Origin of the sequence: Cognatiyoonia sp. IB215182, from assembly GCF_033963905.1 — a bacterium.
Lineage (GTDB): Bacteria > Pseudomonadota > Alphaproteobacteria > Rhodobacterales > Rhodobacteraceae > Yoonia.
Window position 1 is genome coordinate 1 of sequence record NZ_JAXBMB010000023.1, and the last position, 17,027, is coordinate 17,027.

The 17,027-nt window shown below is 53.0% G+C and carries 16 protein-coding genes and 1 pseudogene; 9 read left to right on the forward strand and 8 right to left on the reverse strand.

All coding sequences use genetic code 11. The annotated features are described in order from the left end of the window. A pseudogene (locus SLH47_RS24460) lies at window positions 1-1,069 on the forward strand (FG-GAP-like repeat-containing protein); the annotation flags it as partial. 343 nt (window positions 1,070-1,412) lie between these two features. Continuing rightward, the gene (locus tag SLH47_RS24465; RefSeq protein WP_320243537.1) at window positions 1,413-1,571 is read left to right on the forward strand and encodes a hypothetical protein; all 159 of its coding nucleotides are present in this window, start codon (window positions 1,413-1,415) and stop codon (window positions 1,569-1,571) included. A 41-nt stretch (window positions 1,572-1,612) separates the two neighbouring features. Here SLH47_RS24465 and SLH47_RS24470 read toward each other — a convergent pair whose 3' ends face one another. From SLH47_RS24470 to SLH47_RS24480, 3 genes are read right to left on the reverse strand one after another with little or no spacing between them, the layout of a single operon-like run. Further along, a complete protein-coding gene (locus tag SLH47_RS24470; RefSeq protein ID WP_320243539.1) occupies window positions 1,613-1,813 on the reverse strand; it encodes a hypothetical protein in 201 nt (66 codons plus the stop codon). Window positions 1,814-1,816: 3 nt separating this feature from the next. Next, the gene (locus SLH47_RS24475; protein WP_320243540.1) at window positions 1,817-3,367 is read right to left on the reverse strand and encodes a hypothetical protein; all 1,551 of its coding nucleotides are present in this window, start codon (window positions 3,365-3,367) and stop codon (window positions 1,817-1,819) included. Then, entirely contained in the window at window positions 3,368-4,045 is a 678-nt protein-coding gene (locus tag SLH47_RS24480) for a hypothetical protein (RefSeq protein ID WP_320243542.1), read from the reverse strand. Window positions 4,046-4,852: 807 nt separating this feature from the next. Between SLH47_RS24480 and SLH47_RS24485 the strand changes: the two genes are divergently transcribed. Together SLH47_RS24485 and SLH47_RS24490 are read left to right on the forward strand one after the other, a co-directional pair. Continuing rightward, window positions 4,853-5,248, forward strand: a complete 396-nt coding sequence (locus tag SLH47_RS24485; protein ID WP_320243544.1) for a hypothetical protein — start codon at window positions 4,853-4,855, stop codon at window positions 5,246-5,248. 85 nt (window positions 5,249-5,333) lie between these two features. Further along, on the forward strand, window positions 5,334-5,477 hold the full coding sequence (locus SLH47_RS24490) for a hypothetical protein (RefSeq protein WP_320243546.1): 144 nt from the start codon (window positions 5,334-5,336) through the stop codon (window positions 5,475-5,477). Between the two features lie 225 nt (window positions 5,478-5,702). Here the strand turns inward: SLH47_RS24490 and SLH47_RS24495 are convergent, their stop codons facing one another. The 5 genes from SLH47_RS24495 to SLH47_RS24515 form a co-directional block, all read right to left on the reverse strand. Further along, window positions 5,703-6,548, reverse strand: coding sequence for a hypothetical protein (locus tag SLH47_RS24495; RefSeq protein WP_320243548.1), 846 nt, complete (start codon window positions 6,546-6,548; stop codon window positions 5,703-5,705). Window positions 6,549-6,552: 4 nt separating this feature from the next. Then, window positions 6,553-7,893, reverse strand: coding sequence for a DNA methyltransferase (locus SLH47_RS24500; protein WP_320243549.1), 1,341 nt, complete (start codon window positions 7,891-7,893; stop codon window positions 6,553-6,555). 712 nt (window positions 7,894-8,605) lie between these two features. Further along, window positions 8,606-10,285, reverse strand: a complete 1,680-nt coding sequence (locus SLH47_RS24505; protein WP_320243551.1) for a recombinase family protein — start codon at window positions 10,283-10,285, stop codon at window positions 8,606-8,608. After that, complete coding sequence (locus tag SLH47_RS24510) at window positions 10,282-10,767, reverse strand: DUF2924 domain-containing protein (protein WP_320243552.1); 486 nt, start codon at window positions 10,765-10,767, stop codon at window positions 10,282-10,284. The genes SLH47_RS24505 and SLH47_RS24510 overlap by 4 nt, the downstream gene beginning before the upstream one ends. Then, complete coding sequence (locus SLH47_RS24515; protein WP_320243553.1) at window positions 10,764-11,072, reverse strand: DUF3489 domain-containing protein; 309 nt, start codon at window positions 11,070-11,072, stop codon at window positions 10,764-10,766. The genes SLH47_RS24510 and SLH47_RS24515 overlap by 4 nt, the downstream gene beginning before the upstream one ends. A 503-nt stretch (window positions 11,073-11,575) precedes the next feature. Between SLH47_RS24515 and SLH47_RS24520 the strand changes: the two genes are divergently transcribed. From SLH47_RS24520 to SLH47_RS24540, 5 genes are all read left to right on the forward strand, one after another. Beyond that, on the forward strand, window positions 11,576-12,952 hold the full coding sequence (locus tag SLH47_RS24520; RefSeq protein WP_320243554.1) for a DUF6161 domain-containing protein: 1,377 nt from the start codon (window positions 11,576-11,578) through the stop codon (window positions 12,950-12,952). Between the two features lie 650 nt (window positions 12,953-13,602). Beyond that, window positions 13,603-13,965 carry a hypothetical protein gene (locus SLH47_RS24525; protein ID WP_320243555.1) on the forward strand — a complete coding sequence of 121 codons (363 nt, stop codon included), beginning with the start codon at window positions 13,603-13,605 and terminating at the stop codon, window positions 13,963-13,965. Window positions 13,966-14,348: 383 nt separating this feature from the next. Further along, window positions 14,349-14,507 (forward strand): hypothetical protein, encoded by a 159-nt coding sequence (locus SLH47_RS24530; RefSeq protein ID WP_320243556.1) that lies wholly within the window; start codon window positions 14,349-14,351, stop codon window positions 14,505-14,507. Between the two features lie 330 nt (window positions 14,508-14,837). After that, entirely contained in the window at window positions 14,838-15,428 is a 591-nt protein-coding gene (locus SLH47_RS24535) for a hypothetical protein (protein WP_320243558.1), read from the forward strand. Then, entirely contained in the window at window positions 15,425-16,366 is a 942-nt protein-coding gene (locus SLH47_RS24540; protein ID WP_320243560.1) for a hypothetical protein, read from the forward strand. Before SLH47_RS24535 ends, SLH47_RS24540 begins: the two co-directional genes overlap by 4 nt. Window positions 16,367-17,027 lie beyond the last annotated feature (661 nt).

Consider the following 17,027-nt stretch of genomic DNA (forward strand, 5'->3'; position numbering starts at 1 on the left):
GGGTCGGCTCAGGCATCTTGCGAATGACGGCGACGTCTTTCGGGGATCGGTTACAGACCTGATCACCGGCGACTTCAACGGTGACGGGATGACGGATTTCATCCGGCAAGAAACTGCAGGTTGGGATGAGGATGATATCCGAACGGCGGAGGTCTTTTTGGCAACCGGCAGCGGAACTTTTGAAAACGCGGGTCGGCTCAGGCATCTTGCGAATGACGGCGACGTCTTTCGGGGATCGGTTACAGACCTGATCACCGGCGACTTCAACGGTGACGGGATGACGGATTTCATCCGGCAAGAAACTGCAGGTTGGGATGAGGATGATATCCGAACGGCGGAGGTCTTTTTGGCAACCGGCGGCGGTACTTTTGAAAACGCAGGTCGGCTTCGGGATTTGTCTGATCATATTGATGAAAATGTGTTCCGCGGATCGCTCACTAATTTGATCTCAGGAGACTTTGATGGTGACGGCGTAACAGACTTCATTCGGCAAGAAGAGGGACATTGGGCCGATGACGAGATAAGAACCGTGGAGTTATTTCTTGGAAAGAGTGATGCAACATCGGAGCTTTATGACGAGTTGCATGAAATCTCTGGTTTAGATTGGGCTAACCGCTTTAGTGGACAGCATAGCGAGTTGCTTGCAGGCGACTATAATGGTGATGGACGCGAGGATTTCATCCAGCAAGGTCCACTTGGTGCAGCGACCTATTTGAGCGACTTTGACATCAATCATTTGTTTGGTGGCTCAGGCTCAGACCAATTAATTGGACAAAATGGCAACGATCTTCTCGATGGTGGCAGCGGAAACGACATCCTAACCGGTGGCGCTGGTGCTGATAGTTTTTATTTTAGAAATGGTAGCGATCAAGACGTCATTACAGATTTCCAGGATGACATTGATACGATTGTCTTCAACAACCTAGCCGGAGTTACAAGCGATACCATAATGAACTTTGCGTCCCAGAACGGTGCGGACACGGTGTTTGATTTCGGGGATGGTGAGGTGTTAATTGTATCAAATACGGAGATTGCTGTGCTGTGGGATGATGTCTTTGCTTTAACTTAGATTATCGCAGTTCAGTCCGTCTTCACTCTTTGAATGCGGTGTCAGATCACATCGAGACTAATTCAAATAAGGGCTCCACGCGTCAAGACTATGGTGTTCGCCATCATCTCGGCAGAAAAGCCTGCAGCGACAATATGTGAAGCTTCAGAGACAGGAAAATCTCTGCGAATAGGCGCTTTGTTTGTGTCTTTCCAGTTCGAACCCTACGTAGCGAAGGATTGATATCCCACCAAAAAAGTACTCTAACACCCTATTCTCCACTCAACCAGAATCGACCTAGGTTTGGCGATACCACCACCTCCGCGTTCACTATGTCCGCATCACTTATGAGGACAAAAAGCCCATGCAGTGTGAGCGGTTCGACAGTGAGACGTGTGAAATGGTGCGCGATTGGTCGATGCTCATGCAGATCGAGAACAGCGTTGAGGCTGATCGTATCAGCGAAGGCACGTTTGTGCTGCACCGATTACGGAAGAAATCCGAATACAACACAACCGCGTAACAACCAAGAAAAGTGGTTAGTTTTGGCAATCCAGAATTGAATCAGTTCAATGTGTTCTTGAAAGGTGGCGGACTGGTCGCGATACGCAGCGTCGGGTCTGACAACTCGATACTGTAGACCTTCACAGGGCGTTTCAACGGGATATGTGTCGACGTCTTAGCCCATTTGAACTCTGACAGATCAGGTTCAAACGCCGGTACGACCTGTCCAGGTGCGAGTTCGTCGTTGTCATCATCGCTCATTAATCAGACCACCGCTCTCTTGCGCATCTTGGCCGCTTTGCGTTCTTTGGCTTCCATTGCTTTGCGTTGCTTGCGGTTCATCGGTGGACGTGCGATACGTTGCGGTTTTGCTGTTGGCGCATCCGGGTGGTGGGCAAACGCTGGCGGGATGTTGGGTTGCGGCTTTGACGGCTGCAACAATGTGCTGGTGTGGTTTGTGTTCAGGCCAACCATGCCAGCAGGTGCAGGCATTCTTGTACCGATTTGTTCCCATTCCCCAGCAGCATAGATCGCTTCAAGCGTTACTTGTGAGCGAGTGAGAATGTAATCCTCTGGCTTTGGCAGTTCTCTGCCGTGCGTGTATGGGAACGGGAATTGACCCTCCTGAATAGTTCCGTCTTTGCCTTCGATCATGCCAACCATGTAGCCGTCATCGGACAGGCTCCAGCCCTGCCTCTGGGCGATTTCCATCACGGATACGCTCTTCTTGCCATCTGGCGTTGAGATGCGCGTACCAAAGCGAATTTGGCCTTGCCTTTTGGGCGTCCATGTGCCGTCCGGGTTTTGCGCGCTCGCCTCAGCATGGATCAAGCGGTCGCCGATAGAGCCAACCTCGCAGTTGGTGGCTGCACGGTACACTTTGCCTGTATCCCGCATGACTGCGCCATCGGTGCGCAAAATATCCAAGAGCGGGACGTGCTCGCCTTTGAACTTGCCATCAGCGCAATAACAAGCGTGGCCGGGAGTAACGCCCGTGCCCCAGAAATCCAACATGTGCGTTGACGTATTGGTCATGGTGCGCGTGACAGGGCCGGGCTGCAGTCGTCCCTCATCATCATACGACACCACCAAATCACCGACACGGATTTCGCTGATCGGCTTTGTCCAGACTTTGGATCGTACCAGCTCATCGTCATAACTGCCGTCAGCACGCGGTTTGACTGCCGGATCAAGCGGCCACATATGAATTGGGGTGTCTGCCTTGAAGCAGTGTTGCGGAGCAATGTTTGAAGTGTCGACCACATGCCCGTCAATTGGCCCTGTAGGTACGTAATCTGGTATCAATCCGACGTCTAGCGTCCCAATGCCAGGCATGAAATCCCAAACTAAGCCTGGTGCTTGCAACATATCTTGCAGAGTAAAAAGGTCCCCGACTTGCCCCGGATGCCCCGTTGCTTCGTATATGCTGTTTGCAAATGTTGCACATGTTTGTGCATGTCCGTTTGGACCGGCGAAAACCGAGTAGTCGTAAGTGTGGCCGGATTCCACCAGACTTTGGGCATGGCTAGATAGGGCCTCAAACTGCTCCTTGGTGACTGGGACGCCCCGACTTACTACTGAATGCTGGCCTGGTTCGAGTTTTCCGCTTTCATCTTGAATGATACCGTCAGTCGTTGATCCCAACCCTCTGAAACCAGTTCCCCCTGAGATAGAGTTTTGATTTGCTCCAATTGTCACGGAAAACCCCGACGTATTATCTTTGAAAGTCACATTTGCATGGCCAGAGGCAGAAAATGCGCCTGAAGAGCCCGACGTACCATCGTACACATTAAATTGTATTTCATAATCAGACACTTAGATTACCTCCATTCGGAATATTGAGAACTCAGTGCAGTTCTCAGTTTCGGTAATGATAAATTCCTTATCAGATAGTTGATGTTCAAAAAGGCTTCGATATCCTCGTCCACGTACTTCAAATAATCGATTGAGAGCGTTATTTGCTATTTTGTTCTTTGACTGGTCTATAACACTAGAAATTTGAAAGCTATGCCCAACAACTGCTACTGATACCGACGCTGACCGTAAGTTTCCCAAAAGGGTTCTTTTTATATCCAATGATACAAAAGCTGGTGAATTCCAATTCCAAAACGTCGGCCAATTCATTTCAGGTGTGATATGGCTACTGTCAGAATTCTGGCGTGCTTCTTGAGATTTCTGTAAGCCTTCGTGCCATTCACGGAATCCCATTACAGCGACATCATCGCATGAAAGAGGCTCTTCACGACCAGAAGTTGATTCTATGAGGTGAAGCGCGCGCCTCTCATTCAAGTCAGCAGGCGGCGTATTTGCAAGCTCTGGATCACTACCCCTGAGTATCATTTCAGGATTATCTAGCTGGGCTCGAAAGAGATCGGTGAAGAACCATCTGAGATTTGTTAGTGGGTCGCCCATAGCAACTCCGCGTGACACGAGTACAAAGAAAATTACCGCTATAATCAATAGTGGCGCATAGAAAATGCGTTTTTGTTTCATTGAGATCACTCTAGTTAAACTTCAAATCAAGTGGGCCACAATCATAATTCTAACTTTGCTGCTATCTTAAAAGGTCATCTTTTTTACTTTGGAAACCCTTACGGCTTATCGCGATTCTAGCCGCTTTAGACCTTTGTTACAACGGTGATGGGCTGGGCGGGCTTCTGTTGCGCGACTGTCGCCGATGTAGGCCATGTTGTCGTGTTTCAAGCGGTTGGCTTGCGCCTTTGTTGCAAATATCATGGGTTTTCCAGCACTTTCAATAACTTTTTATTTTCAGTGACTTAAGATTATGCGTTTTTGCGTGTGAGGCAGTTTGGGTTTAAAGGACCACGTTCGTAATATAGACTTTCTTTGCCCATGCCCCAAGTCTCCTTAGTCAGGCGACCCCTCCTCTATGGGGGATAGAGAATCAAATCACCGAGGGGGAATAGCCCCATCCATTGCTTCTGCTGATTGAGTTTAAGATCAGTTTGCTAAATTGAGAAATACTCAAATACTATAAATCAATAGATATTGACTATGATCATGCGGTATCAACTATATTAAAGACACATGAAAAACCTTAGCCGCAGACTGCTACAAGGCCGACCGAGCCCCAAACCAGGCATTGCATCCGTGATCAGTTTGATCGATTAGGTGGACTTAGCCGCTGGTTGTTACAGGCATACACCTTAAACACTTCCTTGGGCTAATGCCACTTTCGCACCGCCCTCAAAGACTTTGCAAATTTGGCCCAGCAGAAGGCGTCGGACAAATTGTCGGAGAACAAGTTGTCGGAAACATAACTATATATTTGCGATGAAGATGCTACTCGAAATCGAGAATAGAAAACCTACTCACGTCAAAGAGTTTGCCGTGGTAGAACAGGCTTTGCGGGGTCTGCAAAAATCAGGGCCGCATTCTTTTGCCATTTTGACTGCACAAGACGGCTCATACCTCCAAGTAGCTGGTGGGGAAAGCACATGCGTCATTGAGCTTCGAAGCCGGAATGGAGGCAAGCACTATAGAGCATATTCTAAAAAGAGACATCGAACGGAAAAGGACCTACAGACACTAGTTTTTGGCGGTGGAAAAATGAGGGTAGAAGCGGACGAGCTGCTCGAACTTGAGGAAGCTATCATTGCTTTCAGCGCATTTTTCAGAAAAGGAGGTTTTCCGGATCAATTCGGGTGGCGAGACATATCTGAAATGTTTGATTGATGGTCATCCCTCCAACCAACTCCTTTGCGACGTTGATCAGTTCCAACTCAATCTTCATACGCTCGATCAACTCTTGCAGCTGATCATGGGCAACATTCAGGTTTACGGCATGGTCTTGCTGAAGTGGGGGTTGCCGATGAAGCTGGCAAATATGGTCTTCGTTACTGCGAGCAGCGTCTTCAACACTGCAACCGATGGCGTTCGATTGCGTGTGATCATGAAGACATAGTAGCTGGACGGCTTGCCCAAGATGCGGCGAGAAAACGCGCGTTGTGAGATCATCAAGTTGCTGCGTCGGTAGCAGGTGAAGGCCAGCTCAAGCGGGTTTGGCTCGGCATATTCTGTGTATCTATAGCTTAATACGAAGACTAGATGCCGATGGCGTTCAAGTGAACAATACGCCAAGTTGATCGGCTCTATTGATTCCCGGCATGGCCGCTTCAGGCCTCCCCGCTCATTCGGTGGCGCTTGCCATCCGCTGTCGGATCATGGCCTGCAGCGCCAGCAACTGCTCTTCCTCGTCGAGATCATCCGTGTCGCAGATGCGTTTTGCATCCGGAATCATCCGCAGTATGCGCAGGATGTAACAGGATGACCGCAGTGTCGCCCCGCGCTTGATGATATAGCCTGCATCAAGCCAGGCCTGACGGGCCTTCGTGAGCAATTGCCGTTTCGACAGAGCCTCTCGCCGCATCATTCTGAACACGATATCACCCCCACGCAGCTGTTCCCGGCGCGGCAAGGTCTGGTTGAGAAGCTCAGCCAGGAGCAGGCCCCCGCTTGGTGGGTCGTCCTCCCGATGCAAGCCATTCATCCGCCGCTCAAGCGCATCCTGCCAGAGACACGCATCAATGATGCGCTGGGTGTGCCGCATGGCGATGTAATCGTCGTAATCAAGTGGGCCACGGATCCGCACACCGGTGCGGTCATCGATCCAGATATCGTCGGGATGGGGGAAGTCCAACGGCTCACACCCGTGCTTCTTGATGTGGTTGGTGAATCTCTCGCGTTGCGCCAGTCTGATCGCACGCCACTGCGTGACGGAGCTGTTGATATCACGTTGCTTGTTCTCGGCAGCCATGCGCTGGAGTTCGTTAAATTGCCGAATGCTTTGTACGCTGCCGTTCAGTGCCGATGCCGCGAGCCTTTGGAGAACAGCCGACTCTATTGAGGCCTCGGTAGGCTGACCATCCTTCAGGATTGTGACCCTGGTTTTGCCCAGTGCTTCCACCAACTCCCAGAACGCATTCATCGCTGGTGTATCGTCGTCCGAGTTGTTGTCTCCGTTGTTCCCACTCATTGGTTCAGATCCTCACGAGAGCACGATCGTCAAAACGCTCCCCATCCGTATTGCGGACATCACGATCATCGGTCAGCGCGATGTATCGTCGGATGATCGTGTCGCAGTAATGCGGATCGATCTCGAGTAGCCTGGCCTTGCGGCCACAGCTTTCCGCCGCGATCAATGTGCTGCCAGCGCCACCAAAGCCATCCAGCACGATGCTGCCGCGCCGGCTGCAATCCTTCAGGGCATCAACAATCAGTTCAACGGGTTTGACGGTCGGATGCATGCCAAGTGCCTGGTCACGCGCAGCCCCCAACACATTTGCCCCGGCATAATCCCAGACATTCGTGCGGTAACGGCCGCTCTCGCCCAGACCAAAACTGTTGATATGGGCGGCCGTGCCAATCTTGAAGACAAAGACCAGTTCATGTTTGGACCGGTAGAATGTGCCCATGCCTGCATTGGTCTTGTTCCAGACGCAGAGGTTCTTCAACTCCGTAAAGGCTGTCTCTCCCGCTTCAAGCAGTTCCTGCATGTGACGCCAATCCATGCAGACATAGGCAATCGCCCCGCCAGCCGCGACAGACGCCATGTTTGACAAGGTACTGGTCAGGAATGCGGTAAATGCCTCCCGGCTCATCTCGCCCGAGGCCACCGCAAACTCCCGATGCTTCTGCCGTCCAAGACCGGTGACATTGCCATCAATCTTCACGTTGTAAGGCGGATCGGTGAAGATGAGTGCAGCCCTGTCCTCCGCCATGAGCCGCGCCATGTCGCAGGCGGCGGACGCATCTCCACAAAGCAGATGATGTGCGCCCAGATGCCAGAGATCCCCTTGCCGCGTCACAGCCGGTCCAGACGCCGGCTCATCCACTTTGTTCAAGGCCGGATCGGGCTGCGCCTGCGCGGCCCCATCCAGAACCACTTCGATCTCGCCCAGTGAGAAGCCCGTCAGTGCGAGATCAAAATCCATCTCCGCCAGCGCCTGCAGCTCGATCGACAGGATGTCGGCATCCCAGCCCGCATTCTCGGCCAGCTTGTTATCCGCGATCACATAAGCGCGGCGTTCCGCTTCGGTGAGATGCGACAAGGCCAGCGTGGGCACCTCGGACAATCCAAGTGCCAGGGCCGCGCGGACCCGACCGTGACCGGCAATGATCTCGCCATCATCAGAAACCAGAACCGGGTTGGTAAAGCCAAACCGCTTGATGCTCTCTGCAATCTGCTTGATCTGCGCGTCAGAATGCCTGCGTGCGTTATTGGCATAAGGCGTTAGCGAAGCCGGATGCACATAGCGCAGGGCCGCGTGTTTGCAGGATTGGTCGCAAGGATGGTCGGGATGTGTGGCAGTCGAAGTCATGGATGGGCCCTCTGTTCATGATGGAAATTGTGTCATGAACAAGGGCTACCCCGTCAGAACAGCCCGAAATACACGCAAGGGTTTGTGTGTATAGCCTCAGCCAAAGGCACAAACCACGCCTTGATATGCGCTCATACGAAGACCACCGCGAAGCAGTTCGACACCTAAAAATGAGGGGCAAAAGGCGGCACAGGGTGACGACAAAACGCCCTCAGCAGATGTCACTGCCTTCCCACCAAACGACACTCCGATCCCAGATATCAACACTGCCATCCCGCAAAACGACACCCATGGTGCAGAGTCCGATCGCAAAATCGCAACAACGTGCCCGAAAGCGCACCCAAAACAGCACTCACATCCCGCCTATGGGACCCGCAAATGCCCCTGGGAAATGGTCAGCAATAGAGCAAGAAAATCCTAAGCCTATGAAACATATATCTAATATCACATCCCAAGACCCGCCAGCCCACAAACAGAGACGGGTTCGAGAAAAAAACTCCGCTCCGCCACACTTAGCCTATTGCTTTTGAACGATTTTCCGGCGTTCTTTTCTCCCGACGTTTCAAAGGTCATCGGATGCTATTATTGCACCTGAGACCTGATCTGCCGGAATCTCAGCGGCGTTTCGCGTTCCCGTCTCATTTGCCCGACACAGCGGGTCCGTTTTCTGAGCGTGGGCAGAACGGGATTGAACGGGTGTTTGAGAGTCGATTTAGAGCGCGTTGAACAGTGCGCGCTGCGCATCCCAATCGGCGGGTAAATCATGGGTCTTCAGCCATTCAGATGTGAAGCCAGGAGGCTGATGTCCCGTCGTGATCTGCGCGAGAAGATCAGGTGCGAGGAAGGCCAGGGTGAGATGGCGGCTGAGCCTGCCGCGATAGACGCCATCGCGTGCGGTCAGTTGCGCGATGGTCTTGCCTGCGATGATCTCGCTGTACCAGAGCCGCGCTTGATGGATGTTGCGCAAGAGAACCGGATCGATGTTGGCCCCCGCCTGACCGAGGATGATCCGCGTTTCGACGCCGCGCCGCTTCAGCGTGAAGGTGTCCTCCCAGGCAAGATGCGTTTCATCCAGCATCGCCGGGTCGATCATGAGGATCTGAGCGAGTTGGCTTGCATCAAGTCTTAATCGGATCCGGGCAGGTTTGAGATCCAGGCGTGCAATGAGTTGTAGAGTTGTTGGAGCCGTGTCTTTCGCATTTGCCTCTACAAAGTGTGATGCCGCAGCCATGGCACCTTGCAGCGTGGCTGCATCTGCTTCTGGCAGCAGGGCTGCAATGAAGGTGGCATCTGCCAGCTTCGCATGTATGCGCGCAGCGATCTCCTCTTCGAGTTTGACAGCAGGCAAGCGCCAGGCATCGGGATGATCCTTCGCTGCACCGCTCACAAGACAGCGGGAGATGTAATACCGGATGCGGGTCTTGCCCTTGACCGTATGTGTGGGGGTCAGCGTCTCTCCTCGTTCATCATAGATCTTGCCACAGAGCGCTGCAGATTCGCCGCGGTTTTGGCTGCCCCGTGCGCGCGCGGCATCGGTGCTAAGTTGCGCTTGAAGAGCCTCCCATTCATCAGGCGGGATCAGGGCCGGATGCTGTCCTTCATAGACCGCTTTGTGATGCCGGATGCGTCCGGCATAGATCGGGTTGCTGAGGATCTGGTGGATATGGGTGCGGCTTAATGAATTGCCGCCGCGCTGTCGTCCCGTTGCTGGGTCCGTGATGATCCGGGTGCAAAGCCTCTCCTCCTTGGCGCATTTGGTGACGGCAACGATGGAGCCATGCTCACGATAGAGTGCGATCAGGCGCTTGATCGTAGGCGCCGTGTCGGGGTCGATTTTCAAGCTGCGGCCGTCTGCGAGGTATCCAAGGGGCACCGATCCGCCCATCCACAGACCCTTCCGCTTTGAGGCGGCGATCTTGTCCCGGATCCGCTCTGCCGTCACCTCACGTTCGAACTGCGCAAAGCTGAGCAACATGTTCAGTGTCAGTCGCCCCATGCTGGTGGCTGTGTTGAAGGATTGGGTGACAGATACAAAGCTGGCCTCCACCGCATCCAGTTGATCAACGATCTTCGAGAAGTCTGCGAGTGACCGGGTGAGCCGGTCGATCTTGTAGACAATGATCTGATCAATCTGACGCTGCGCGATCGCCGCCAAGAGGCGCTGTAAGGCCGGGCGCTCTAATGTCCCACCGGAATAGCCGCCATCATCAAAAGGCTCCGCGACAAGAACCCAGCCTTCGGCCTTCTGGCTGGCCACATAGGCTGCGCAGGCTTCTCGCTGGGCATCCAGTGAATTGAAGTCCTGTTCCAGACCTTCATCGGTCGATTTGCGCGTATAGATCGCACAGCGGATTTTGCGTCGTCTCTGTGGTGCAGCGCGCTGCGGCGTCATCGCTGGACCGACCCCGAACGTGGCATCTCCGTCTTTGCAGGTGTTTGGCGCGTGCCTTTGCCGAGCCCAAAGAAGCGTGGGCCGGACCAATGGGCTCCGGTGATGTGGCGCGCCAGGGTAGACAGGGACGTCCACATTTGCCCGTCCATCACAAAACCTGCCTCCGATACGGTCACACGATAAGTGCGCCCGTTCCATTCACGGACAAGCTGGGTTCCGGGCGCCAGGCCTGCCTTGGGAGATGCGGCTGCGTCAGAATTCGCCAGTCGCTTCAGATCACGCAGCACCTGGGGTTTTGGCCCACCTCTTGCTGCGACCTGAGCCTCATAGCTCAGGGCCTTCCGCAGGAACCCGACCGACAGGCTCTTGGGTGGTGGCGTGCCATGCACATGGTGCCATCTTGACAGCAAGGCGTCGCGGTCAGCCGAGGCAATCGCTGCCAGGGTGGTTGTAACGTCGCTTTTTTGACCGCGCGCCCTCATGCGTCGTTACCTTGCTTCGCACTCTCCGTCGTCTTCGGGACGATCCGGTAACTTGCTGGTCCACCGCTTGGCGACTTGATCGTTTCAACCACGAGGCCTTCTTTACGCAGGCCACTGATCGCGGCCCGTACCGAATGGGGTTGCAGCGAGAGCGCTGTTGCAAGCCGGGCTGCCGTCACTGGCTTCGCCTTCGACAAGGCCTTGATCAGCAAGCTCTTGCGTGTGGGTTTGGCGGCGGTCTTGCGTTTTGCCGTCGGTTTGCTTGGTTTACCCGTTAGCTTTTGATGCGCATTGGTCGTCGTCATTGTTGTCTCCTTGTTCAGATCCTGTGGGCAACTTGCCCCCCAGTACTGACCCAAGCCCGACACATCGGGCGGAGACACACGCAAAACGCTCACACACTACCGCTTCCTGTTCAGCACAAGTCCAGTCGAAAAAGTGGGAAGGTGGGCATTCGTCGGTGTTATGTGAACGTGCGCAATGCGCAGGAAGCCGACATTGCAAAACTGCAAACCTCCTACCACCGTGATGGCGTGCTCGGCCCTAGTCAGACCTTGGTCACGTCATTCTTTGGCTGCGGTCGCAGCAAAGCAAGAGTCCGCGACATCCGTGCGTTTGTTGGAAGCTACTATGCTAGCGCCCGAGACAGTTCCGTTCCGATTTGGACGCTCGTTGTTACAACAATAACTTTCAAAGCTGGCAATGCGTCGGCAACAACTCTACTAAAGACTGTTAGACAATACTCTACTCAGCCCATTTGGACTAGCATTTCATGGCCGACCATGGTTACCACATTCACTACAACAACATGGACGATATCGTATTTCCATCGAAGCGCGGAATGCAAACCTATCTGGAAGGCGAAGCGGAATTCTGGGCACCATTCTTCGAATTTGTCAGCGAAAATTTGCCAAATGGAATTCACGCGAACAACAATACTACGTGGACTGCCGACAATATCACTTCCTCCCTATCCGATCAGATTGTGAATTTAGGGGATCAGGACCAATTCAATAGAAACGCCAACTCCCCGGCCAGGCGTCCGCCGCTTCCACCTCCTTCCGATAGCTTGGAGGCGCATCTGATTATGGGTCTTTTTGACGCTGGCTATGCCGAAGATGCTCTGGCTTGCTTCGTTTTCACTCTCATGCGGGAAAAGGGACTCAACCGGCCAACGGACAACCGAGTAGCGGCATTGCAGCAAAAGGGCAAATTGCTCGTCGAAACCGCACCCATTGTAAAGGCGTTGCCTTTTAGCAGGGTATCAAATGCTAAAATGGCGGGCGCAGCCCGAATGGCCGAAAACCATCTCCAAGCGTTAGCTGATCAGATAGAGGGTATTCAAGGCCTTCAAGAACAGCATAGCGACGATCTTGATGCACATCTCGAAGCACAGAAAGCAAAATCAAGGCGCATCCATGATGTCATTTTACGGCTAAACAAAAGACGCGACCGACGCCAAAAGCTATGGTTGGAAGGAACAAAACAGCTAGTCGCCGAGGCGTTCGAGGATGCCGAAAAGAAGGTACGGCTATTCGAGCTAAGGAGTAAGCGAGCCGAAGACGAACGGGAAAAGCAATTTGAGCACCTTCAGAATCTGTTCGCCACACAGCTTCGGCTACGGGCTCCAGTAAAGCTCTGGGAAGGCCGCGAGACCAGTCACAGTATGAATTCGGCCAAGGCCATGCAAAGGTTTGTCAGTATTGGTGCATTGGCGATCATGTTTGGTCTAGCAGTTCCTTTTTTAGCAGGTGACTACATTGCCGCTAGCTTCCACGAAACGCTATGCTTGGTGCCTGCGACAGAAGGTGTTGCCGCTACTTCAACAGCCCCAGCCATACCTGCATTGCCTGCGAGTGAATGTGATAGGGTGTTCTCAGCTAAGGGACCGATCACAGTAACTGGACTGCTGCTCGTAACGTCACTTTTGTTGTGGTTTGCCAGGTTGCAATACCGGGTGCACCTTAGCGAACGCCATCTTGCCCTAGACGCTAGCGAAAAGAAGGCCTTCGCCGAAACCTATTTGGCGATGAAAGAGGGCAAGGATGTTGGCGCAGACAATGAAGCCATCATTCTTGGGTCACTTTTCCGCCCAACACAGGACGGCATAATTAAGGATGACGGAAGCGGGATGGACATATCAGCTGCGGCGATCTTGGCAAAACAGCTAGGCAAACCCAACTGACTAGTAGTTGCTTTCATCAAAGGTCTGTGGCTCTGAGCGTCTCTTTGCAGTGTTTGCTGACCGCTTATGTGCTGGTGATGAGTACGGCGAGATAGCAAATTCGCATTCAACATTGACTTCAGCTACCCCAACTGGCTCTGTCCCTGATGTATGAGATAGCTGACCATCATCAGGATAAGTGCAATACCACCATACTCTGCGAACAACAAAGTCTTCGCTTCCAACATAGTCTGGCCGTTCATCTACGACACCTTCTCGACGAACGGAAATATAGTCTCCGGCACGTGGGAGAGCGGGCATGTTCATCGTTAATCCGTAGTCAGTTTCGCCGCCACCCGGCGGCACAAAAGACAATCTGACCCGAACCATAAAATCCTCCCCAAAAAGCTGCTCTAGCAGTTAGCCTAAATGAAATCAGCCTGTTTGCAACCTGTGCGTGAAGGCACGTCAAGTTACTGCTGGTCGTTGGCCTTTCAGATCGGGCTGAATTGGGGTCCAAGAACGATTGGATTGGAGACCTTTGCTGCGGAGAAGACGCACTTATGGTGCACAAAAGCACTGCTGGCCAATTGACCCGTTCGTTGGTCAAGATAAAATGATGCCATTCGAAAATGACTTAACCCTTCATTTGAATGATTGAGGATTCACCAATGAATGACGAGATTCGAGAAGCTGTGGATGGCTTAGGGCCAGAGTACCGAAAGATCGATCTGAACGTGCTTCAAAGAAGAATTGACGAGTTGTCAGATGATGACAAGATGAAAGCCTACCGTTCCGATCCTACGGGATATATGGAGACAGTGCTCTCAGGAGAAATCGACACCTTTCCCGACGGTCTGCACTTTCACTATTACGATGATAATGGAACGCTCCAACCTCCTGAAGGCGACGAAACTGAAAATCCTGCACGTGTCGTGCTAAAGGGTAATGTGGGGGGCAGTTTTGAACTGATAACGAACTCGCCCGCGTTTGGCGACCCTTGCCGCGGTTGCGGGCTCTGTATTCCGATCTGAAGAACCATGCGCTAATCCATAGTATCTGGCAGGTCACCTTTTGGTAAGGGTTGCCGAAAATAGTAATTTTGCAGGTTTAGGAGGTCTGATGTGTGCCCCAGTTCAGAATCAGGACTGTGACCAGTTGGCCATGACCAGGCGACACTTGCTTCATGGGGGTATGGCGACCTTACTTTGTTCTGTCGCATCACCCGCGCGATCTCAGTTGGTGCGCCAAGACCCAAGAGGACCACGGCACTTTAAGTTCGATGTCGAAGCAGGCTCCAGCGTCAATTTCAGAATGACCGAGGATACCAATGAAACCAGTTGGAATTTCAAGGTTGCGAGAGGTCGTTGGGGCGGAGATTTTCGCGATGCGACTACTCTTTGGACTGGAGATGACAATGGACCATTCAGACGAAGCCAACGCGCCTTCAGCCAAGTTTCAACATGGTGGGTCCGCTTTGAACATCGAACTGGTGTTCCAAGACAAGCGTATGAAGGAGTTACCGGACCAGGCACTGCGAGTTTTCGGTTTTTCTTTGCTCGTGGTGGCACTTTGACGCTGTCATTTAGTTGGTAGTCAGCACAGATCCTAACCATCAATTTCTGCCCAGGGAGGCTGTGACGCCCTTCCGAACAACTATCTGACAAAACATCCGAAAGCGGTGCTTGGCGTGCGCGCAGCAAACGTCCGCCTTCTTCCGCCGATCAACCAATCAGTCCTACCAGACCAATGTCCGGTTTGGGCTGCGAGCTGCAGAATGCAAGTGCGGCTGGCCTTTAACTATACGCCGTTTCAAAGAACATTCCGGGGCAGCTTCGTTCTTTGTAATTGTGATTTAGTCCAAAACTCGCAATAATTTGCGCGCTCAGAAAGGGGAAAGAACCTGTTGTGGAATCTGCTCGACATCATGCTCATTGTAGGAGCAGTCCTTTGTGCAGGAGGGTTGGCGCTGCACTTTTGGTGGTGGTGGTTCTACGCCCGCAAAGGTGTAGCCGCGAATGATTCTTACATCCGCGTCCCCGGAGTGGAAATTCCTCTCGCGCCCGCATTTGTCATGATCGCTGTTGGTGTTAGCCTTGTTGCGCCTCGATTGTATGTAGAGGTGGTAGATCGACCTCCAGAGACCGTCTTCGCTGAAATCGGGTACGGTCTATGCGAGGTAAAGCCTTATTCCGAACCCGCCAATCTCGGCGCCGAAGGCATCGACGACGACACGAGCTTAGCTTTGGAGGCGCTCGTTAGGCCCCCTGGACGAGGACCTGAAGAGTTAGCTCGCTGGAGCGTTTTGATAGGAGAGATTCTCAGGCGGGATGCAGAAGTGCGAGAAGCACTGCAGTCAGCGATCCTACGGTCGAATTATAGCAATGATACGATCAGTATTTACTGTCGCGCAAAGGACAAACCGCTCACAGATATGACCGCGGAAGAGGCTCGTGTATTCGCAATGATCAACCGCGCCAAGGGGTACTCTCAATGACTGCTATCATACGCATTCAATGTCTTATCGTTTTGTTGGCCGCGACCGTGCAGAGCGCGATGCCCGTCTACGCCCAAGGATCTGAACGCTATGAGGCGGAGGTGGATGCTACCATCAAGAGCCTCCCGCACGTCTGGGAAACTGAGATAGCCGACGCCGTGGCGGGAACTTGGTCCGATGACGCGCTCGCTTGCATCCGGGACGTCGAGATCATCGTCGATCCAAGTGAAGATCCGTTGGTTGTTCTGTACGAACGCGACCGGATCGTACTGTCGCGTGGTTATGTTGAGCTAATAGGGCAGGCCACTCTGTTCACATTCTTAACGCTACTTGGAGCGGTGCCGACCGAAGATCTACCGCAAGTCCTGCAACAACATGAAACAACGCTGGAAGCGCGTCGGCATGCGTATCGAATGCACAGACGAGATGGCGTGCCCCCGCCGCCGGTCTTTCTCGACTACACTTATGCCGCTCCATACCAAGAGCGCCTTGGTGAGGTGGTCGCAAGGACGGGTGTTGCTCAGATCGCTCATGCTGCTGACATGCTCAACGGCGCGGTACTCATATTCGCTTTGCTGCATGAAGCCGGGCATCATGCGTACCGCTCATGTCCGGAGACTGTACCACTGACAACTGATCTCCATGAAGAGGTCTGGGCTGACCAGTTCGCCCTGCGACCTTTCCAGAATGAAGCCTTCCCGGAGCTCCTTGCTATCGACGCAATTAGAGTTTTACACGCTTACCGGGCTGGCGCGATCCAAGCCCCTGAGGGTAGCCTCGAGTGCCGCTTGGGAAGGATAGTATCCAACATGAAGAAACCAGACCCGGGCGTCTTTACGCTTGACGGTTTGGACGCACCGGACGCACCGGTGTTTGCAACCAATCTTGCAAGATTGGTGCCCCTTTATCGAGAGCGATATACCCCGCCAGCGTGCTGATATGTTAAGTCGAGGGGCATCGCTTTTTTGAGCGATGCTTTTCACCGACCGTTTTTGGGAGCGCAAACCTGACCAGTCGTTTCTGCCTAGGTTCTAAGACCGGTCAGTGGCGCGGCCGCAATGAAAGTCTGGACGGTCCGCGACTCGCTCGCTCCAGCATCCCGATCCAATGACGGCTTTGGGCTGACCGAGGGCCAGCCTGTAGCCAACATTCAAAACTCAAGATCAAGCGGGCAAGTCGCGGACGGTACGGACCTTCACATCAATGGATCCAAGGTCCGTTTTGGACGATTGTCTTGCAAAAGAATTTCTTGTCCGTCCAAGTGCTTGTCTGCTATGTGGTCGTGCAATTGGAGCGCACGATGAAAGTACGGTTTTCAGAACGAGATACCTGGACCAACGCCCTAGCGGGGTGCGTGGACTAGGTATGCGCATCCTAAAAGGTTAGGTTCGCAAGAGCCTTTCTGTCAGGGCGGCACCATCCGGTGGCCGCCTTTTTTGTTTCAAAAACACAAGGAGATCAAAGCTGTGTCAAATCAGCGGTTGGAAGAACCTGACGATACGGAGGAGACTTCGCACATCTGCGCGGTCTCCCTGATCTCATCCTCACGCATACGACACCAGCGTTCTGTTTTGACATTGTTTCCTTCGGCGATGAACA